Annotated in this window: 22 protein-coding genes; 9 read left to right on the forward strand and 13 right to left on the reverse strand. The window is 26.9% G+C overall.

Annotation, left to right across the window (positions count from 1 at the left end):
- Positions 1 to 28: 28 nt before the first annotated feature.
- Genes KO488_RS02950 through KO488_RS02965 form a run of 4 tightly spaced genes read right to left on the reverse strand, consistent with a single transcriptional unit; the run spans position 29 to position 2,536 of the window.
- Positions 29 to 1,156 carry an ATP-binding cassette domain-containing protein gene (locus KO488_RS02950; RefSeq protein ID WP_216057293.1) on the reverse strand — a complete coding sequence of 376 codons (1,128 nt, stop codon included), beginning with the start codon at positions 1,154 to 1,156 and terminating at the stop codon, positions 29 to 31.
- Between the two features lie 11 nt (positions 1,157 to 1,167).
- Positions 1,168 to 1,365 carry an ATP-binding cassette domain-containing protein gene (locus KO488_RS02955; RefSeq protein ID WP_216057294.1) on the reverse strand — a complete coding sequence of 66 codons (198 nt, stop codon included), beginning with the start codon at positions 1,363 to 1,365 and terminating at the stop codon, positions 1,168 to 1,170.
- A 37-nt stretch (positions 1,366 to 1,402) separates the two neighbouring features.
- Positions 1,403 to 1,648: a GIY-YIG nuclease family protein gene (locus KO488_RS02960; RefSeq protein ID WP_216057295.1), complete on the reverse strand. Its 246-nt coding sequence runs from the start codon at positions 1,646 to 1,648 to the stop codon at positions 1,403 to 1,405.
- Positions 1,649 to 1,657: 9 nt separating this feature from the next.
- A complete protein-coding gene (locus KO488_RS02965; protein WP_228318982.1) occupies positions 1,658 to 2,536 on the reverse strand; it encodes a DMT family transporter in 879 nt (292 codons plus the stop codon).
- Between the two features lie 120 nt (positions 2,537 to 2,656).
- On the opposite strand from KO488_RS02965, the gene KO488_RS02970 reads away from it, so the two are divergent.
- Positions 2,657 to 3,826, forward strand: a complete 1,170-nt coding sequence (locus KO488_RS02970) for a fatty acid desaturase family protein (RefSeq protein WP_303571986.1) — start codon at positions 2,657 to 2,659, stop codon at positions 3,824 to 3,826.
- 28 nt (positions 3,827 to 3,854) lie between these two features.
- Here KO488_RS02970 and KO488_RS02975 read toward each other — a convergent pair whose 3' ends face one another.
- The 4 genes from KO488_RS02975 to KO488_RS02990 all read right to left on the reverse strand — a co-directional run bounded on the left by KO488_RS02975 (position 3,855) and on the right by KO488_RS02990 (position 5,577).
- Positions 3,855 to 4,019 carry a rubredoxin gene (locus tag KO488_RS02975; RefSeq protein WP_216057297.1) on the reverse strand — a complete coding sequence of 55 codons (165 nt, stop codon included), beginning with the start codon at positions 4,017 to 4,019 and terminating at the stop codon, positions 3,855 to 3,857.
- On the reverse strand, positions 4,016 to 4,579 hold the full coding sequence (locus KO488_RS02980; RefSeq protein WP_216057298.1) for a pseudouridine synthase: 564 nt from the start codon (positions 4,577 to 4,579) through the stop codon (positions 4,016 to 4,018). Before KO488_RS02980 ends, KO488_RS02975 begins: the two co-directional genes overlap by 4 nt.
- Positions 4,580 to 4,599: 20 nt before the next feature.
- The gene (locus KO488_RS02985) at positions 4,600 to 5,214 is read right to left on the reverse strand and encodes a DUF2238 domain-containing protein (RefSeq protein WP_216057299.1); all 615 of its coding nucleotides are present in this window, start codon (positions 5,212 to 5,214) and stop codon (positions 4,600 to 4,602) included.
- A gap of 87 nt (positions 5,215 to 5,301) precedes the next feature.
- The gene (locus tag KO488_RS02990; RefSeq protein ID WP_216057300.1) at positions 5,302 to 5,577 is read right to left on the reverse strand and encodes a DUF4282 domain-containing protein; all 276 of its coding nucleotides are present in this window, start codon (positions 5,575 to 5,577) and stop codon (positions 5,302 to 5,304) included.
- A gap of 108 nt (positions 5,578 to 5,685) precedes the next feature.
- Here KO488_RS02990 and KO488_RS02995 point away from each other — a divergent pair, with 108 nt between their 5' ends.
- A complete protein-coding gene (locus KO488_RS02995) occupies positions 5,686 to 6,000 on the forward strand; it encodes a hypothetical protein (protein ID WP_216057301.1) in 315 nt (104 codons plus the stop codon).
- A gap of 28 nt (positions 6,001 to 6,028) precedes the next feature.
- Here the strand turns inward: KO488_RS02995 and KO488_RS03000 are convergent, their stop codons facing one another.
- The 4 genes from KO488_RS03000 to nadB form a co-directional block, all read right to left on the reverse strand.
- Complete coding sequence (locus KO488_RS03000; RefSeq protein WP_216057302.1) at positions 6,029 to 6,235, reverse strand: hypothetical protein; 207 nt, start codon at positions 6,233 to 6,235, stop codon at positions 6,029 to 6,031.
- Between the two features lie 314 nt (positions 6,236 to 6,549).
- Positions 6,550 to 8,085: a glutamine-hydrolyzing GMP synthase gene (guaA, locus tag KO488_RS03005; protein WP_216057303.1), complete on the reverse strand. Its 1,536-nt coding sequence runs from the start codon at positions 8,083 to 8,085 to the stop codon at positions 6,550 to 6,552.
- Positions 8,086 to 8,260: 175 nt separating this feature from the next.
- On the reverse strand, positions 8,261 to 9,640 hold the full coding sequence (gene nhaD, locus KO488_RS03010) for a sodium:proton antiporter NhaD (RefSeq protein ID WP_216057304.1): 1,380 nt from the start codon (positions 9,638 to 9,640) through the stop codon (positions 8,261 to 8,263).
- A gap of 145 nt (positions 9,641 to 9,785) precedes the next feature.
- A complete protein-coding gene (nadB, locus tag KO488_RS03015) occupies positions 9,786 to 11,237 on the reverse strand; it encodes an L-aspartate oxidase (RefSeq protein WP_216057305.1) in 1,452 nt (483 codons plus the stop codon).
- A 116-nt stretch (positions 11,238 to 11,353) separates the two neighbouring features.
- Here nadB and KO488_RS03020 point away from each other — a divergent pair, with 116 nt between their 5' ends.
- The gene (locus tag KO488_RS03020) at positions 11,354 to 11,770 is read left to right on the forward strand and encodes a DciA family protein (protein ID WP_216057306.1); all 417 of its coding nucleotides are present in this window, start codon (positions 11,354 to 11,356) and stop codon (positions 11,768 to 11,770) included.
- Here the strand turns inward: KO488_RS03020 and KO488_RS03025 are convergent.
- Positions 11,754 to 12,347 (reverse strand): M48 family metallopeptidase, encoded by a 594-nt coding sequence (locus KO488_RS03025; protein WP_216057307.1) that lies wholly within the window; start codon positions 12,345 to 12,347, stop codon positions 11,754 to 11,756. The two genes, KO488_RS03020 and KO488_RS03025, sit on opposite strands and share 17 nt — an antisense overlap.
- 82 nt (positions 12,348 to 12,429) lie before the next feature.
- Between KO488_RS03025 and KO488_RS03030 the strand changes: the two genes are divergently transcribed.
- The 6 genes from KO488_RS03030 to KO488_RS03055 form a co-directional block, all read left to right on the forward strand.
- Entirely contained in the window at positions 12,430 to 13,599 is a 1,170-nt protein-coding gene (locus tag KO488_RS03030; RefSeq protein ID WP_216057308.1) for a pyridoxal phosphate-dependent aminotransferase, read from the forward strand.
- Between the two features lie 2 nt (positions 13,600 to 13,601).
- Positions 13,602 to 14,486: a cation diffusion facilitator family transporter gene (locus KO488_RS03035; RefSeq protein WP_216057309.1), complete on the forward strand. Its 885-nt coding sequence runs from the start codon at positions 13,602 to 13,604 to the stop codon at positions 14,484 to 14,486.
- 260 nt (positions 14,487 to 14,746) lie between these two features.
- Positions 14,747 to 17,077 (forward strand): HD domain-containing phosphohydrolase, encoded by a 2,331-nt coding sequence (locus tag KO488_RS03040; RefSeq protein WP_216057310.1) that lies wholly within the window; start codon positions 14,747 to 14,749, stop codon positions 17,075 to 17,077.
- Positions 17,078 to 17,081: 4 nt separating this feature from the next.
- Positions 17,082 to 19,241: a CHASE2 domain-containing protein gene (locus KO488_RS03045; RefSeq protein WP_303571990.1), complete on the forward strand. Its 2,160-nt coding sequence runs from the start codon at positions 17,082 to 17,084 to the stop codon at positions 19,239 to 19,241.
- A complete protein-coding gene (locus KO488_RS03050) occupies positions 19,228 to 20,859 on the forward strand; it encodes a tetratricopeptide repeat protein (RefSeq protein ID WP_216057311.1) in 1,632 nt (543 codons plus the stop codon). Before KO488_RS03045 ends, KO488_RS03050 begins: the two co-directional genes overlap by 14 nt.
- A 9-nt stretch (positions 20,860 to 20,868) precedes the next feature.
- A partial coding sequence (locus KO488_RS03055; protein ID WP_216057312.1) for a FecR family protein occupies positions 20,869 to 21,667 on the forward strand: 799 nt, incomplete at its 3' end.

The following is a 21,667-nucleotide window of genomic DNA, read 5'->3' on the forward strand; positions in this document are numbered from 1 at the left end:
GATTTTATATTTAGCCTCTGCCTCTTTTTTAAACTCCCAAGTCGAAGTCACAACTGCTTCTAAAAAAGGATGGACTCTCTAATAATCCTTTAGCAATTATAAGTTTACGTACCTCTCCAGGACTTGGAATAAAGCTATCTTGTAATTTTATAGGATCTGATGCTAGTTTTCTTACGATGGTATATATTTCACCCTTAATATCATTTTTAAGAGCATTTATTTCATCAAAAAGTTTTTTACTCTCATATTCTGTAATCTCTTGTGGTATATATAAATACTCATTTTTTAAATCAACTGCAGATAATAAATGATTTAAAAAACTACTTTTCCCCGCACCATTTTCACCAATAATTCCAATCTTATCATATTGGTTTATTAAAAGTGATTCATATGATAACTTTTTAATTTCTCCTAGTTCTAATATATTCTTTTTTATAACAATAGGAAAAATATTTTTAGCAGAACTCTTATGAAATTCAATACCAAGCTCAAAAACTTTATCAGTTTTAACTGCATTTGATAATAGTTTTGTCTGCTTTGATTGTAGCTTTGATAAGGCAGACCCATCATTTTTATCTTTACCAGTTAATCTAGCAAGATTTATTTTAGTTTTGGAATCAGTATCATTTTTATTTAAACCTTTTTTTGACATTCTTTTTTTTGATTGAGAAACTTTTTCATATTGCGTTTGTATTGATTTTTTTAGTTTCTTTATTTCACTATATTGTTTACTTTGAGTTTTTTCTAAAAATTCCATATTAGTAAGATATTCATTCATTGCTTTTGAAAATGAAGTTCTAAAGGTAAAAATATTTTTATTTTTTAAAATAATTGTACTTTGTGATAAACTATCTAAAAGTTCTCTGTCATGGCTTACTAATATCCCAATACCTTTAAAACTTTTCAGTGCATTTAAAACTATATTTTTACTTTTTGTATCTAAATGATTTGTAGGTTCATCTACTAATAAAACATCAGGTTCTTCAAAAATTGCAAGAGCTAATTGCATTCTTTTTCGCTCACCAAAAGAAAGTGTATCCCACTGATATAACCATTCATCATTGATATTTAACATATCTCTAATTCTAAAAGATTTACTTGTATATGTGTTCATAAAATCTTCAAGATTTTTTGGTATTTCTTCTGTACTTTGCATACAATAATGAGTTAATTCATTACGTTTATACTTCCCTCATCATAATTCATTTGTTTTGAAATAAGTTTTAAAAGTGTACTTTTCACAGAACCATTTGAACCAACTATACAAGACCATCCTTGTTCGAATTCTAAATTTAGATTTTCAAAAATAGGCATTGCTGAATTTTTATATTTATAATATAAGTCTTTTATTATTAAGTGTTGCACAAGAATATCCCTTGACTATTATTATAGATTAAAATACCTAAGATTTTATTAACTGAAGTTTTTTCAATCTTGAAAGTTTTTTAATTTCATATTCACGTTTTGAAGCAGTACTCCTATTCTCAGAAGTCTCTTCATATATTAATTTAACAGGGCGCCTTGCTTTTGTATATTTTGCACCACTATCTTTTGTATTATGTTCATCTAATCGCTTTGTTAAATCTTTAGTAATTCCTGTATATAAACTTCCATCATTGCACTCTAAAATATAAACAAAATATGACATTATAATTCCTTACTTTTTACTAACTAAAATACCACCAATTATAATAAGTACAATACCTAAACTTGCATACATATCAGGAAAAGAATCACCAAGCATTACACCAAAACCTACGGCAAAGGGAATACTTGAATAACCAATAACACCAATAATACTAGCTTTACTTAAACTATACGCACGTGTAAGAAACCACTGAGAAGCAGTTGAAAGAACTGCCATTAATGCAATTAAAGACCAAACAAAAAAGCTTGTGTGTATTTGAAATTGAGCATAAGGTGTAAATAAAAAAATCAATAAAGGAATAACCACACCAATTCCCATAAAAGAAAGCATAATAACTCTTGCGTCATAAATATCTTTTATTTTCTTTATCGTAGCATAAGCAGCTGCAGCAAAAAAACCGCCTAAAACTCCATAAATATGCTCAATAGAAATCTCTATACCAAAGGGTTTTATAATCAATATTATACCAATAAATCCTATTATTAAAGCAATAAAAGTTTTAAGAGAAATAGATTCTTTCATAAAATAATAAGCTAAAATTGTTACAAAAAATGGAGATGTTTTATTTAATATAATTGCTTCTCCCAAGGGAATAGTTGCAATTGTATAAAAGAAAAATAACATTGCAAGTGTTCCGAAAAAACCTCTTAAAAAAAGTAAGTGTAATTTTGAAGTATCAATAGATACTGAAACCTTTTTAAAACTATATAGAATTATCATTACACCTAATAAATTCCTATAAAATACAATCTCAATAGGATCCATACTATCTGATAATACTTTAGCAACTGCACCACTAAGTGCTGCTATCATTGCACTTAAAAGCATAAAAAACACACCCTTGTCTATTAGTTTTAATTTTGATAAAAATTTATATTTATTTAACATTTAATTCCTTTGTGCGCATTGTAGTTGAAATTTATAAAAAAGGATTTAAAATAGATTATAAAAAGCTAATACACACTAAAGTTCATGTATTATTCCAAAAATATTACTTCAAGGAAAACAGTGGCAATAAAATATGCAAAATACCAAGATATAAATAAAGAGCAACTTCAAATTGATATTGAAAAAATCAAAAATTCTATAGGAAAAGTTAATCAAGATGATTTTAAACATCTATTAAAACTAGAAAGATGGGGAAGAATATTAAGTTTTAGTGGATATTTAATCATTTTTATTATAAGTTTTTTAGAAATAACTTCTTATGCTTTAGGAAGTATTAGTTTCTGGATTTGTGCACTTTCAGCTGCCTCATTATTAGGAATAGGAAATGTATCTCGCTGGGCGAACGTTGCGCATCCAATACTTCATGGAGCTTATGATAGAGTACCCAATATTCCCAAAAGATATACAAAAGCTGGTTTTGCAAAAAACAATAGACGATATTTAGATTGGTTAGATTGGATTAAACCTGAGGCGTGGATTTATGAACATAATATTATGCATCATTATCACTTAGGAGAAGACGAAGATCCTGATAATGTAGAAAATAACCTTCAATGGCTTATTCGTTCAAAAACACCAATGTGGCTTAGATATTTATTTGTTTATGCATTTGCTGGAACATGGAAGTTTACATATTATGCACCAAATACTCTTAGAATTTTAGAAAATAAAAAACGTCGTAAATTAAAAATGCCAGCAGTTAATAATTATGAAATAAATCCATTTAAAAAAAATGGAGCTATTTTATGGAAACAATATATTCTTCCATATTTTTCTATAAGATTTATTTTTATTCCTTTACTTTTTATTCCTTTAGGATTAGAAGCTGTATTTAATGCTTTTATTATTACTTTAATAGCTGAATATATAGCAAACTTACACTCTTTTTTAGTTATTGTACCAAATCACTCTGCTGAAGATATTTATAGATTTGATACACCTCATAAATCACAAGGGGAGTTTTATTTACGGCAAATTATGGGAAGTGTAAACTATAAAACAGGTACAAACTTAATTGATTTTTCACATGGCTGGTTAAATTATCAAATAGAGCATCATCTATTTCCAAACTTACCGTTAAGCCAATATCAAAAAATTCAACCTTTAATGAAAGAATTATGTGCTAAACATAATTTAGAATATAGACAAGAAAATGTTTTCAAAAGAATGAAAATGACAGTAGAACTAATGGTAGGGAAAACACAACTTTTAAAAGTAGGAAGTATCTAAGAATTACTCTTACAATAAAAAAGATAAATCAATCTTCTAATTCTTCAAAATCTTCTTTAGCTGAACCACAATCAGGACACTCCCAATCTTCAGGAAGCTCTTTAAAATCAGTTCCAGGTTTTATTCCAGCATCCGGGTCACCTAGCCTTGGTTCATAAATATAACCACGTATAGTACAAACATAATCTTTCATATCAATTCCTTTTCTTCATCAAGCGTTAAATATCGCCATGTTCCACTTTCAATACTTGGTTTAAAACTACCAATACTTACACGAGTAAGAGTTATCACTTTTAAAGGAGTCCCAAATTTTGGGTCTTTTAATGCTCCAAAAAGACGACGGATATGCCGATTTTTTCCTTCTTCTAGTTCAACTTTTAATTTTGTCTTAGCCCCACCTATTCCAAGTTTTTTAACCTTTGCTTTTAGCAATCCAAATTTACTTTCAACACCAGCATTCGCTTGAGAAATATGATCATTTGTTACATGACCTCTAACCCAAACTTCATATATCTTTTTACAATTTCCAGGCTTTGTAAGCATATCATTTATTTTACCACTTCTTGTAAACAATAAAAGTCCCCTAGATTCTAAATCAAGACGACCAATGGGCATCCACCCATTATCAAAAGCCCATTGTGGTAAAAGACTATAAACTGTTTTTCGTCCAAGATCATCAGACCTTGTTACTAAGTAAGCCTTAGGTTTATTTAGTGCTAAGAGTAATTGAGAATCATTTGTAGTTTTATTCATTAAATATATTCCTTAAAACTCTAAGTAGAGTATAGTATTCTCTTTCTTAAAATCCATAAACTCTTATAACTTTGGTAGAAAATAACATTTATTAAGCCTCCAATAATTGCAGCAAGTTGATCTTTATGAGCATCCCAAATATCTCCTTGAGTTCCTAAAAAAGCCATACCAAGTTCTGGATATAAAACGACTACTGCTAACCATTCAAGTATTTCATAAATTGCTGATATTGAAACAATTATTAAAAAAGTAAAAAATAAAGTAGCTTTTACTGTATTAAGACTTGGAACAATCATCTCAAATAATATCCTAAAAAGAAGTAATCCAAAAAGGAAATGTACCACACGGTCAAAATGATTTCTCTCAAAACCAAAGAATTGTGTAATAACATCAAAATGTACCATCTCAGCATAAGTATAATGAGCACCCAAGGAATGCAAACTTGAAAATATTAAAATAAAAATCATACTTAAAAGTGTATAATTATATTTCTTATCCATCCAGATAATAAAAGGAAAGAAAATAAATACCAATATATTTTCAAGAAACCAATCTTCTGGATATTTAGGATTTATGGCCATAATAATCCAAACAAATATATAAATACCATAAATAATTTTATGTGATTTTTTCATCATGACTTCCTATTTAATTTTAAACTAAACTTTTATTAAAGCATCATGCATTTGCATATAAGCAATCAGAAACTCAAATAACATTCTCTAAAAAAGTTCCATGAAAAAAAATGCTAAAACAAAGAAAAGAAGAAATAAAATTTTTTGCTTTTTACTTAGAAGTTTCCATAAAAATACTTTTCCATTATTATATGAAGTATTTAATAGTTTATATTTTTGAGTACCCCAAATAAATATAAACCATAAGCAAATAGGTAAAATAATCGCACCAATATAATAAAATAGTATTAAAGCATCAGTGCTAATAAAAGTTTTAAATGTAAGAAAATTGATAAGACCTGAATTAAAGATACTAACTTCCAAATAAAACCTTTCTATAAATAAGAAATATTATATCTAAAAGCAGATAACTAAAGATTTAATTATTCATTAACGTTTTTACTTTATAATATACAATAATTAAGGATTACAATGAATAATTATTTAAAAATCTTACAAGAAAAAGCTAAAAAAATTGATGCAGATATAACAATATGTGGTTATGATAAAGAATGTATTAAAGATACTCTAGCTGCTAAAGTACGCTCAAACTTAGAAAAGGAAGACATCTCCATAATTAAAGAAAAAGCCTTGCAAATCGATGCTCTTACAAATACTACTAATATAGATAAAACATTACTTCTAGATGCAATAGAAAGAAGAATCAAAGAAATTTTGGAAGAAGAAAATGAACGATATACAAGTATGGAAATACAACAAAACTTTATGCCTTTAGATTTAGGCTAAAATGATTTACCTAGTGCAAATTTTATATTTATCTTTTCTCTTCAATTTGAATTTTATTTTCAATTTTTTGGATAAGCTTTTTAACTATTTCGACTTCTTCTTTAGAAATACTATCATCTTTAATTTTTAGTTTTTCCAATTTTATATTAAATTTTAGTAATATCTCTTCATATTTAGTTGTTTTTTTATTTTTATTAATTAGTTTTTGTAGTTTAATTTTAAGTTTTTCATACATAATATTCCTTATTCAAGGATATTACATAAATACTGTTACATTTTAATTACATTGTTTATTTTAGAGGATTTTAACTTTTTTTAAATTTGTATCAGAAAAAATTATTTGTGATAATTTGCATATTTTCCTTTTAAATACTTATACTAATCGATATATTATCGATTAAGGATACCGTATAATTTAAACTTTCATTCAATATATTTAGTTTAAATTCATAACAAGTTTTATGTAGATTTCGTCAAAATCTGACTTCGACGTACTAAAAGTACGCCTTTGTCAGATTTTAGTGGAAGATTCGTGAAATTCTTAAGAAATTATTCCCACTCAATTGTTGCTGGTGGCTTAGAAGAAATATCATACACAACTCTATTAATTCCATCAACTTCATTAATGATTCTTCTTGAGATTGTTTCTAATATTTCATGTGGAATATATGCAAAAGTTGCTGTCATTCCATCTGTTGCATTTACTATTCTTACACAAACAGTATTATCATAAGTTCTATTATCACCCATAACTCCTACTGATTTTACATTTAGAAGTACTGTAAATGCTTGCCATGTTTTATCGTAGTAACCAGTTGATCTTAATACATCTAACATGATAGTATCTGCTTTTCTTAAGATTTCTAAATCAGGAGTATTAACATCACCCATGATTCTAATAGCAAGACCGGGTCCAGGGAAAGGATGTCTTCCTATCATATCTTTAGGAAGTCCAAGTTCAAGTCCTAAAAGTCTTACTTCATCTTTGAAAATTTCTCTTAAAGGTTCGATTAATTCAAAAGTCATCCAATCAGGTAAACCACCAACATTATGATGTGATTTGATTGTTTTAGAAGGTCCTTTAACTGATACAGATTCAATAACATCAGTATAAAGTGTACCTTGTGCTAAGAACTCAATACCATCGTGTTTTTTAGCTTCTTTATCAAATACTTCAATAAATGTTTCACCAATAATTTTTCTTTTTTTCTCAGGATCAGTTACACCTTCAAGTTTAGTAAGAAATTCTTCACTTGCATCAACTGTAATTAAAGGAACCCCACGAGCTTTAAACATAGCTTCAACTTGAGGTCTTTCATTTGCTCTTAATAATCCATTATCAACAAATACAGGGACTAACTGATTACCAATAGCTTCAGCTAAAAGCGTAGCAACTACAGAACTGTCAACTCCACCTGAAACACCACATAATACTTTTTTATTTCCAACTTGTTCTTTTATTTTTGCAATTTGTTCTTTTGCAAAAGAACCCATATTCCAAGTTGATTCACAATGACAAATATGTTTTGCAAAGTTTTTAAGAAGTTTACTTCCTTCATCTGAGTGATATACTTCTGGATGAAATTGGAAAGCATAGATACTTCTATGAGTATCAGCAATTGCAGCATATGGTGAGTTTTCACTAGTTGCAATTTTTTCAAAACCTGTAGGAATATTTTCAACTCTATCTCCGTGAGACATCCATACAGTTTGTCCATCTGTTGTATCTTTGAATATTGGATTTTCTTTTTCAAAGTTTAACTTTGCTTTTCCATATTCATGATGATCAGCAGGTATTACAGAACCTCCAAAGTGTTGTGAAATTAATTGCATACCATAACAAATTCCTAAAATTGGAAGACCAAGTTCAAAAATTGTTGTATCTGGATGGTAAGAATCTTCAGCATAAACAGAAGCAGGACCTCCCGAAAGGATAATACCTTTTGGTGTTCTAGCCATTATATCTTCGATACTTTCACTATAAGGTACTATTTCAGAATAAACACCTGATTCTCTAAGTTTTCTAGCAATAATTTGTGTATATTGACTACCAAAATCTAATACTACAATTGGTACATGTTTCATATATTAATATCCTCGTTTGATTTTATATAAATCTATTATTAGTTGCGATTATATCTAAAAAGTTGTAAATATTTAGTTAAGTAGAAGAATAAAGAAGTTTAATTTTTTTACAAAAAAAAAGCTACCAAAATAAATTGATAGCTTTTAAAAGTTAGATTTAGAAAAAAGACTTAACTTAGTGCCCTATTCCTAACATTTGATATTGAACATACCAAACTCCAATAGATACAAAGTAACCTATTACAATAATCCAAGCATATTTCATATGTGCACCAAATGTATAAATACCATGTAGTTTACCCATAACACCTACACCAGCAGCAGATCCGAATGAAATCATAGATCCACCAACACCAGCTGTAAGTGTAACAAGCATCCATTGTTCAAGACCCATAGTTGGGTTTGCTTTTAGAACTGCTGACATAACAGGAACGTTATCAACAATTGCTGATAAGAATCCTACACCAATATTTGACCATGTAGCTCCTAACACTGAAGGATCATAAACAATAGCAGCTAAACCTAACCAACCAATAAAGTATAAAGCACCTACAGCTGCTAAAATACCAAAGAAGAACATTAATGTATTATTTTCAATTTTAGCCATTGAATGGAAAATATTAAAGTGATCTACACCATATTTTCTTTTTAATCCATAAGAATAAATTTTTAATAATGAAAGACCGAACATCATTCCCCACATTGCTGGAAGATGTAATACTTGATGTGACATAACTGCACAGAAAATTGTAAATACACCTAAAAACATAACAACTTTAGCACCTTCACTCATTACAGGTTTAACTTCTTTTGTAACATCAAATTCAGGAACTTCATCTGGAACGAATCTAGCTAAAATAAATGCTGTTACTAAGTAACCAATAATTGAAGCTGGAAATAAGAATAAGAAATCAGTAAATGAACCTTTTCCTGCTGTCCATGCCATAAGCGTAGTAATATCACCAAATGGAGACCAAGCACCACCAGCATTTGCTGCAACAACGATATTAATAGCACCTGGTACTAAGAAATCTTTTCTTGTTTTTTCAATTGTAATTAATACAGTTGATAAAATAAGAGCAGTAGTTAAGTTATCTGCAATAGGAGAGATAAAGAATGCTAAAATACCAGTTACCCAAAATAACTTTCTGTATGTATATCCCTTTGAAACTAGTTTATATTTTAATGCATCAAAAACACTCATATGGATTAATGACTCAATATATGTCATTGCAACAAATAAGAAGAAGAAAATCTCAGCAATTTCTAAGATAAGATGTTGTGCTTGTGTATGAACTAAGCCCATATCCATATTATTTAAAGAATAATAAATCGCAACTAACATAAACATAAATGTACCTATAAATAAAGCAGGTTTTGCTTTATCTATCTCGTATTTTTCCTCAGCTGCTACAAAATAGTATCCAACTATGAAAATAAATAGACATGCGAATCCAACCCATGTCATTGTAACATCAGGTATTGCACCAGTACTTGCAGAACTTGCAAATAAAGAAACTGATGATACCAGTAATGTCAATAATAATTTTAACATTAATTCTCCTTAATATAATGCGCTCCAAGTAAAGTTACTTGTGAGCTGTTTGTAAATAGATTTTGCCGTAAAAAGCCTTAAAAATAATACAAAATGTAAATTTTCTGTCAAGAAAATGTCAACTTTTTTTGAAGTCTTCAGATTATCATTTATTTTTAATAAAATGTGCGCCCATAGATTCTTTCCTATTAATAGCACTTTGAATAATAGCTTTTGCTGTAAGCAATCTTAAAAATAATAATCTTCCCACATCTTTTTGTAAATATTCTTCAATCTCTAATAATGCAGATTCCAATTCTTTAGGATCTCTTACAATTGAAGCTGCTTTCCACATAATTTTTCTTAGATTGTTTTTAATTTTTTTATCTATTTCTTGATTTCTTGTGTATAATTTTATTGTTTTTGTATAATTTTCACGTGATATTTTAAAATTTTCTTTTAAAGAATTTTCAACTGCAATTTGAGAGAAAACAAGCCCTTCTAATAATGAATTAGAAGCTAATCTATTAGCCCCATGAACACCTGAACAAGCCACTTCACCAACTGCATAAAGATTTTTTATACCTTTTACCTTTGCATCAAGAGTTGTTTCAATTCCTCCCATTGCATAATGAAAAGCAGGAGAAATTGGAACTTTTTGCGAAGGCAAGTTATAACCTAAATCTTTTAAATTTGAATATATATTAGGAAATCTTTTCATAAAGTATTTTTTTGTAAACATATCTAAAGATAAAAAAACACCTAAGCCAGTTTTTTTATGATAATCAAAAATAGAACGACTTACAATATCTCTTGGAGCTAGTTCTTCATCTTCATGATAATCTTTTAAAAATCTATAACCATTTTCATCAACAATATGTGCACCTTCACCTCTTAAAGCCTCTGAAAGTAAAGGTTTTCTAGCAAAGTGAGTCCCTTTTACAACTGTAGGATGAAATTGCATCATTTCCATATCTTTTAAGCTTAGACCTTTATGTGAAATTAAGCCTTGGATTTCCCCAGCAATTGCAGTAGAATTAGTATGATATCGATAAAGAGAACCAATACCTCCACTTGCAATAATAGTATTATGAGCATAAACAACTCTTTGTTCAGTTTCAGAAGTAAAAAACTGAACTCCGTAACAAATACCATCTTGAATTAATAAATCATTTACAACTGCATTAGTTATCATCTCATGTTTACAATGTTCAAGTAAAAAAACATGAATCATTCTTCCTGTAGCATCACCATCAGCATGAAGAATTCTACTTCTAGAATGTGCTGCTTCTTTTGTATATGCTAGTTTACCCTTATCATTTAAATCAAACTTTAAACCTGATTCAATTAGATTTTTTACAGCTTTTAAAGATCTTTTACTTAAAAGTTCTACTGCTTTAACATCATTATAATTAACACCAGCAGTCATTGTATCTTGAATATGAACAGGAATATCAACATCATCAACAGCAGTTGCTATTCCACCTTGGGCCCAAAAAGTATTACAATCCCATGGAGATTTTTTACATAATACTAAAACTTTTTTATCTGCAGGAATAAGTCTTGCAGCATTTAAACCTGCAATTCCTGTTCCTATTATTATATAGTCATATATCATTATTTTAAAACTTCTTTATTACTTTTTATTTTTGTTGTTTTATCCGACACATAAACAGGGTCGCCCTTATAACCACAAGCACTAAAAGATAATACAAAACCTGCTATAATTAACATATGAAAAAATTGAATGAAATACTTAGTCATCTTAAAAATAATCCTGAATTCAGAAAGATTAACACATCATCTACAGTAGAAAAGTTCGTAGATGTACTTCCTTTAAAATTGAAAAAGGGAGTTAAGTTTGGCTATATAAAAGGTCAAACTCTATATTTTGTACTAACCCATCCTGTTTATAAAATGGAGTTTGAGTATAACAAAGCAGATATAAAATCATTATTAAAAAATGCAAATTTTAAAAATGTAAATGAAATAGCTTTCTTTGTAACAAACAAAATTGAAAGAAAATCAAAAAAAACGATTGAAGAACCTTTATATGAAGAGCGTTCAAATGGAGTATTTATAAATAAAGCAAAAAATCAAACTCTTTATAAAAAATTTGAAGATATTAGAAATATTATAAAAAAGTCTTAAATAAAGCTTCTCTTTCTTTATAATTGGGACAGTAATTTTCCACTAAATCCCAAAACTTTTTTGAATGATTTTTATGTTTTATATGTGCTAACTCATGTATTACTACATATTCAGCAATTTGTATTGGAAACTTACATAATTGTGTATTAAAATTTAAGCCATTTTTATAATTACAAGAGCCCCACGTTCTTTTATTTTTTCTATATTTTATTGATGTTGGATAAAGTTTCATTAGTTTTGAGTATTTTTCTACTAAAGGAGGAATTATTTCTTCTATTTTATTTCTGTAAAACTTATCAATATTTATGATTTGATAATCATTTAATTTCTGTATTTTACCAAAATATAAAAATTCATCTTCTGCTAAAGTATTTGAAGTAACTTTATTTAAGCCTTTTATTAGCCATATTTTTTTTCTTTCAAGTAATTCTTTTGCATCTTGTATTGAAAAATAGATATTTGCCTTAATTTGTATTTCTTTTTTATTTACAATTCTTAGATAACAATGTTTAATACTCTTTTTATTTACGAGTTTAACCGTAACTACCAAAGAATCAAGATTATACTGAAATTCCAAGCTTTTCCTTAAGATTATTTTTGTTATAATTTATGAATTATATCATATAAATATGATCAATATTACATAAGAGGAAACATTAATGAAAATTGCAAACAGAATGGAGAATCTATCTCCATCAGTTACTATGGCAATTACAGCCCTAGCAAGAGAGCTAAAAGCTCAAGGTAAAGATATATTAAGTTTTAGTGCAGGAGAACCTGATTTTAATACTCCAGAAGTTATTAAACAAGCAGCAATTCAAGCTATTATAGATGGACATACAAAATATACAGCCGTTGAGGGAATTACTCAAACCAAACAAGCAATCATTAATAAATTAAAAAGAGACCATAATCTAGAATATAATTTAGACAACATTATCATTAGTAATGGAGCAAAACACTCACTATTTAATCTTTTTCAAGTATTAATTGAAAAAGGTGATGAAGTAATTATTCCTGCACCATATTGGGTTACATATCCAGAGCAAGTAAAATACTCTGATGGAATTCCTGTAATTATTGAGACAGATGACTCAAATGATTTTAAAATCACTGCAGAGCAATTAAAAAATGCAATTACTGATAAAACAAAAATTTTACTATTAAACACACCTTCAAATCCATCAGGTGCTGTTTATACAAAAGAAGAATTAGAAGAAATTGCAAAAATTCTTGAAGGTACGAATATAATTGTTCTATCTGATGAAATGTATGAAAAAATCATGTACGATGGTAAAAAATTTACAGCAGTAGCTGAAATATCAAAAGACATGTATGAAAGAACTGTTACAATTAATGGTTTAAGTAAAGCAGTTGCAATGACTGGATGGAGATTTGGATATTTGGCAACTCCAAATGTTGAACTTGTAAAAAATATGACAAAATTACAAGGTCAAGTAACTTCAAATGTAAACTCAATCACACAATATGCTGCTATTCCAGCTCTTGAAGGTGAAGCTGATGAAACAATGGAAATCATGAGAAAAGAGTTTGAAAAAAGAAGAAATGTTGCAGTTAAATCTTTTAATGATATTAAAGGATTAACTTGTTTTAATCCAGATGGTGCATTCTACTTATTTATAAATATTCAAGGTGTTACGTCTGATTCTATGAAGTTTTGTGCAGATTTATTAGAAGAAAAAGGAGTAGCTTTAGTACCAGGACTTGCTTTTGGAACTGAAGGTTATGTTAGATTCTCTTTTGCTACAGATTTAGAAACAATAGAAGAAGGAATTAGAAGAATCAAAGAGTTTGTAGAGAATAAATAAGTATGACTTTACAAAAAAAAGCTACAGTCGTTTCTTCATCAGTTGCGGCTTTACTCACTATTATTAAACTGATAATAGGAATAGCTAGTGGATCAGTTGCTGTTTTAGCTTCGGCAATTGATTCTATTCTTGATATGTTTGTATCACTTTTTAACTATTTTGCCATATCAAATTCTGAAAAACCAGCAGATAGAGAGTTTAACTATGGGAGAGGTAAAATTGAAGCATTAGCTTCCGTAATTGAAGGTTCAATTATTACTGTATCTGGATTATTCTTACTTTATCAAGCAATACAAAAAGCAATAAATGGTGAAATATCTAAATATGTTGAAACATCAATTATTGTTATGATTATCTCACTTATTATCACAATATTTTTAGTAATTTATTTAAATAAGGTTGCTAAAAAAACCAACTCAATGGTTATTAAAGCTGATGCATTACACTATAAAACAGATGTTTATTCAAATATTGCAGTTTTATCATCATTAGTTCTTGTGCATTTAACAGGTTATGAGTTAATTGATGTACTTGTAGGAAGTGGTATTGCTTTATATATTATTTATTCTGCTTATGAATTAATTCATGATGGTGTTTTAGTTTTATTAGATAGAGCAGTTGATAGTGATTTAGTTGAAAATATTGAAAATATTATTAAACATGATGATAATGTAAATGCATATCACCTTTTAAAAACAAGAGAAGCTGGTCATCAAACTTTTGTTGAAGTACATTTAGTTTTTGATTGTATTATTACACTTATGAATGCTCATAAAACAAGTGATAGAATTGAACAACAAATAGAAAACTTAGATAAGAATAGAGACTGGATAATTAATATTCATATGGATCCTTATGATGATTCCCAAATTAATAATGAGAAGTGATTAGCATTTTTTTAATAAAAATTATAAGTTTTAGGTAAAAAATAACTTTTAGTAATAGAGGTGTTTCCAAAAATAAAATCATTAGTTAACTTATCAGTAGAATAAAGATTTAGAGGCCAAGATGAGATATAATAAGCTTCTAGGTATTATAAATATAATATAAAACACTCCAAAAAAATAATAAATTTTTTATTCTTTAACTATTTTACTTAAATAATAAAGTTTCTTTAGATATACTTAGTCTTATTAAAGGAATTTTTATGAATTTTATTAAAATATTAGGTGCAAGTGGAAGTAAAGCTAAAGGAATGGGAACAACATCATTCCAAATTTTTAAAGATATTATAGTTGATGCAGGAAATGTAATAAATTCATTAGGAGAAGAAGCCTCTGAAATTAATCATATTTTCATAACGCATTCACATGTAGATCATATATCTGATTTACCTTTTATAATCGAAAGCTATTTTGAAAAAAGGAAAATCCCCTTAACAATTTATGCACTTAAAGAGACTATTGATATACTAAAGAATCACTCATTTAATGATTTGGTATGGCCTGACTTTACAAAAATAAACCTAATTAATTCAAATAAAAGTTCCCTTGTATTTAAAGAATTAGAAATAAATGAAATTGTAAAAATACATGACTACGAAATTAAAACATTTCCTGCTGTACATATTAAAGGAGCCTGTGGATTTGTAATTACTAAAGGTGAACGAGGGTTTATCATAAGTGGAGACACTTACAAGAATCCAATTTTATGGGAAGAAATTAATAATAATAGTAAAATTAAATCTCTTCTTTTAGAGTGTTCATTTCCCGATAAATTAACAGACTTTGCAAAGACTACAAATCATCTTTCTCCACAACTTATAAAAGAAGAACTTGAAAATCTAAAAAGAGATGATGTAACTATTTTTTTATATCACATAAAACCTCTTTATGATAAAGAGATTAAAAATGATATTAAAAAACATGAAATCCTAAAAAATGCAGGTAAAATTTTAGTACAAGGTGATGTTATACATATCGATAATGGGACTATTGAACATAACCTAATTAGTGAAGATATGTTTCAAGAAATCATGAAAATTAATCTTGCATTATCTTCAGAAACAGATAGAAATGTTCTATTAGAGAAAATTTTAACACTCCTTCGTAAACTCACTTCCTCAGACGCAGGAACACTATACATTATGTCAAAAGATGAAAGCAAACTTGACTTTAAAGTTGTACAAAACAACTCTTTAAATATAAATATTGGTGGAGCAAAAAAAGATCTTGATTGGGCACCCTTGCCTTTTGTTTTAGAAGATGGATCATTAAATAATCAAATGGTTGCTATTGTTTGTGCTAGTGAAAAAAGAATTATTAATATTAAGGATGTTTACAAAACTACAAAATATAATTTTAAAGGAACAAAAGAGTTTGATAATACTACAGGTTATAGGTCAAAATCTATGCTTGTTATTCCTTTAATTGATCATGAAAATGATGTAATTGGTGTTTTACAATTAATTAATAAAATGGATAAGCGTGAAATTGTGGAGTTTAACAAAACGGATGAAAAAATTATAAAATCATTAGCTTCACAAGCTGCTATGTCACTTACAAATACACAATTAATCTTAAGTTTAGAGGAGTTTTTAAATGCTTTTGTTGCAACTATTGCAAAAGCAATAGATGCTAAATCACCTTATACTGCTGATCATATCGGAAAAGTAGAAAAAATAGCACTACTTTTAGCAAAAGCTGTAAATGATGATAAAACTATTTACAAAGATATCAAATACAATGATAGAGATTATAAACAGATTGCTTTAGCTGCATGGATGCACGATATTGGTAAGATTTCAATGCCTGATCATATCATTGATAAAGCCACAAAATTAGAAAAAATATTTAATAGAATTGAATTAATAGAATCTAGATTTGAAGTTATAAAAAGAGATGTTGAAATAAACTATCTTAAAAATAATATAACAAAAGAAGAGTTTCAAAAAGAAATAGTTTTACTAAATGATTATATAGATTTCTTAAAAACCATTAATAAAGGTGGAGAGTTTATGCATGATGAAGATATAGAAAAATTAAATAAAATAGCTAAATTAACATATATAAAAGAGGGAAAAGAAGTCCAATTATTGACAGATGATGAATTTTATAATTTATCAATTAAAAAAGGAACTTTAACTACAGAGGAAATAAGTATTATTAGAAATCATGCAAAACTATCTTTAGAAATGATTTCAACACTACCTTTTCCAAAAAAATATAAAGATGTTTTAAATATTGCTTGTAATCACCATGAAAAATTAAATGGTTTAGGTTATCCAAGAGGTCTTAGTGAAGACCAAATAGCATTTGAAGATAGAATAATGATTTTTGCAGATGTATTTGAAGCACTAACTGCATCAGCACGTCCATATAAAGATGCAATGAAATTATCTCAAGTACAAAATATTTTAACAAATATGTCTAGAAAAGGTGAAATAGATAAAGAATTAACTGAATTCTTTTTTAATCATGAAATCTTACATGAATATGCCAAAGATTCTTTATCTTCTGAACAAATTGATATCAAGTAGATAAGTGTTTAAAATAGCAGAAATAAAAAAAGATTTTATTTATATATTATCGTCGATTATGATAGCTGTTTTAATTAGTGCTATATATATCTTTGCACCTAAATTACCATCTTCTATAGATAATAGATTAAAAGATTATATGTTTAGTATAAGAGGTGAAATAGCTCCAAAATCTAATAGTGTAGTAATTATAGATATCGATGAAAAGTCTTTACAATCTTTAGGTCAATGGCCTTGGTCTAGAGATATATTAGCAAAAATATTAAGGAATCTTCATAATAATGATATTGCTATTATTGGTCTTGATATTGTTTTTGCAGAAGAAGACAGAACCTCACCGCATAAAGTGTTTGAAAAGTTAAATATAGAAAAAGAAAATATACCTAATTATGATTTTGAATTTGCTCAAACAGTTGCATCTACTCCTACAATATTAGGATATCAATTTGAACTTCAAAATAAAGAACATATAAAAAAAGAAGCACCTTCAATTCAAACAATATTTGTTGAAAAAAACAAAAAACTTGGAGAAAATTATTTACTTGAAGCAAAAGGAACAATTTTAAATATTCCTGTAATTCAAACTAACTCATATTCTAGTGGTTTTTTTAATAATATACCAGATGACTCAGGAATTATTAGAAGTCTTCCTTTAATTATTTCATATGATGATGAGATATATCCATCTCTTGCACTTGAAACACTTAGAATTGCATTAGGTATTAAAAGAATTACTATTAACTATGATGAAAATGGTGTAAGTAATCTGCAATTAAATGATTATATTATTCCTACAGATAGACATGGTAGACTAATTATTAATTTTAGAGGAAAAGAAAAAACATTCGAGTATATATCAGCAATTGATATTTATAATAATGATTTCAAAAAAGAGGATATTAAAGATAAGATAGCACTTATAGGAACATCAGCTGCTGCACTTTTAGATTTAAGAGCAACACCCTTTGAGTCAATATTTCCAGGAGTTGAAGTACATGCAAATGCAATTGATAATATAATTGCAAAAGACTTTTTATATGAACCATCTTGGGTTAATGGTGCAAATATCTTCATCATTTTTTTACTAGTATTAGTAGTAGGATATTTAACAAAAAAAATACACTTGTTTTTTATTCCTTTTTTAATAACTGGACTATTATTTTTAACTTCATACTTAATTTATTATACGCTTTTTAATTATGGCTTAGTATTAAATATATTTTTCCCATTAATGACTATAATATTATCTACTATTATTACAATAATGCTTCAATATTTTTATGAAATAAAAAAGAAAGATGAAATAAAAAATAAATTTGCATCAAAAGTTTCAAAAGATGTAATGGAACAGCTATTAAAAGATGTAAATAACAATCAACTTCAAGCACAAAATAAAGAGATAACAGTTTTTTTTAGTGATATTCGAGGTTTTACAAAAATTTCTGAAGATATCAAACAACCTGAACTATTAGTAAAATATATCAATAAATATATGACACCAATGAGTGAAATAATTACAAGAAACAAAGGTACTATTGACAAATATATTGGTGATGCAATCATGGCATACTGGAATGCTCCTTTTGACGTAGAAAATCATGAAGATAAAGCAGTTAAAAGTGCTCTAGAACAATTATTTGAGTTAGATAATTTAAATATTACACTTAAGCAAAATAATCAGCCTTTAATAAATATAGGAATTGGAATAACGACAGGTATTGCAACCGTTGGAGAGATTGGAAGTATAGGACGAAGTGATTATACAGTTATTGGTGACACTATTAATATTGGTTCAAGAGTTGAATCTTTATGTAAGTTCTATGGAGTAAAATTAATAATTACAAACTTCACAAAAAATAATCTAAAAGATAGTTATACTTTTAGATATATTGATTATGTAAAATTAAAAGGTAAAAATGAAGCCATTGAACTATGGGAAGTTATTAGTACAAAAGAAATAACAAATAATTTAGAGGAAGAATTAAAAGTTTATAATCAAGCAATAAGCTTATTTAAACAAGAAAAGTTAGACCAAGCAAAACAAATTTTTGAAAAATTAAACAAAAAATATCCTTGTGAGATATATAAAATATATTTAGCAAGATGTGAAGATTATATAATTAATAGAAACTATCAAGAGGTTTATAAACATGAAAATAAATAATAAAAAACTATTTTTAACATCCGTTTTATTATTTCCTTTTCTAAGTGTGAACGCAAATACCTATACACTATATATTGCATCAAGTAAATATAAGGATGTAGTAAAAAACTATATAGAAGAAGTAAATGATTTATTAAAAATTGAGAATTTAGTTGTAAGAACACATAAAAAAGAAAACTATAGTTTAATAATTAATCAAATCAAAGATATTCAAACTGCAAAAAAACTACAAAAAAAATTAAAACTAGAATCTACTTATAAAGATGCTTTTATAAAAAAAGATAAAAAAGATTTAAAATATGGAATATTATATTATACAAAATTTATGCAAGAGAATAAAATCATCATAAAAGAAGCACAAGAAGAAGAAAAAGAATATATCTTAGATATAGAATCATCAAATGATTATATCACTGCATCTACTATGTACAATATTGGGAACTATAAAAGATCATATGAATTATTTAATAAACTTTTTTATAAACATAACTATAATTTAAATGTTAACTATTTCTTAGCTCAAAGTGCAATTAAACTGGCAAAATATGATGAAGCATCAATTGCACTTGAAAGAGTTTTAATACAAGATCCAAAATTTAATAAAGCAAGGTATGATTATGCAAGGCTTTTAACAAAATTAAATCTAAAAAAAGAAGCAAAAAAAGAGTTTAATATTCTATTAAAAGAGAATATTACCCATGAAACAAAAAAAGATATAAAAAAATATTTACTATATTTAAATAAAAATAAAAATAAAAAATTAACTTTTAATTCTGCCACATTAATTTTAGGAATGGGTCATAATACAAATGTAAAGAATAGTACCTTATATGAGTCAATTAATAATTCAAATAAAATAACTTTTGGAGAGGAACCAATTAGTGATAACTTTCATAATGAAATTTTATCTTTAGATTTTAATAAAATACTTAAAAGTAGTCCTTCAATAAGAATCAAAAACAGTTTCCTGATATATAATAAAAATTATTTAAATGAAACCAATGAAAACACTTCTGTATTTTCATATCTACCTACTATATCTTATATTTATGACAAAAATATTTATGGTTTAGATTTCAATGCAACAAGAGTTTTTAGAAAAGAAGATAAAGATTTAAATGTATTCTCTATTTCACCTTATATTGCTAATAAAGACTTTAAAATATCATTAGACTATCAAAAACTATTATATACAAAAAAAGAAAATAAAAATAATAACTTTGAAAAGTATTCATTTAATTTCTTGTATAATTTAAGAAAGAACTTAAGACTATACACTTCATTATCAAAAATAACTAGAATAACAAAAGCTGTTAATCTTGATGATAATATATCTAAAGAGATTGGTTTTTATTATAATTATGAATTTAATAATAAAAATATGCTATACTTTAATTATAAGTTTGGTATAACTAATTATAGGTATATACATAATTATTTTCAAACAAAAAGAAAAGATAATAATCATTATTTCAGTTTAAATTATATTAATAAAATAACTACAACTGATTCTGTGAATTTATCAACTTCTTTTAATCAGAATAATTCAAACCAGAATGCGTCAGAATACGAAGAATTCGAGACTAAACTTAATTATATAAAGAAATTTAATTGGTAGGAGAAAGCAATGAAACTATTAATATTACTAATATTATTTACAAATATATTATTTGCAAATGTCGGAAAAGTTGTAGCACTAAAAGGTGAAGCTACTATTATAAGAGATAATAAAACTTTTCAAGTAAAAAGAGATACTCTTTTGAAAGAAAAAGATCTACTTACTACAAAAAATAATTCTAAAGTACAAATTTTATTTAAAGATGAGACTATTATCTCGATTGGTAAAAACTCTACATTTAAAATCAATGACTATTTATTTGAAAATAAAAACAATGTAAAAGCAGAGTTTTCTATGATAAAAGGTGTATTTAGAACAATCACTGGAAAAATAGGAAAGATTGCACCTCAAAATTTCAAATTAATAACAAAAAGTGCTTCAATTGGAATTAGAGGAACTCAAATAATCACTCAAATTACAGATACAAAAGAAAGAATATTCTGTACAGAAGGTCAAATAGAAGTTACTCAAAACTCAACGAATCAAAGAATCATTGTAAATAAAGGTGAATTTATTGATATGGAAACTACTTATGGTAGATCATTACAAAAAAACAAAACAAAAACAAAAGACCTAAAAGAAGTAAATGAAAATGTATCAGTAAGTCAAAATAAAGCACAAGATTCTGTTACAAAAGAGGAGAGTAAGCCTTCTTTTGAACTACAAACAGATGTACCAGAAACAGTAGTAAATAAAAAAGTTGTTAAAGTTGCTACTGATTCAGAATCCAAAGATGAAGTATCAAAAAGATTAAATATTGAAGCTCAAAGATTAGCTGAGGAACAAGTTGCTGCTGATGAAGCTCAAA

This window comes from Poseidonibacter lekithochrous (genome assembly GCF_018861145.1).
Lineage (GTDB): Bacteria > Campylobacterota > Campylobacteria > Campylobacterales > Arcobacteraceae > Poseidonibacter > Poseidonibacter lekithochrous_A.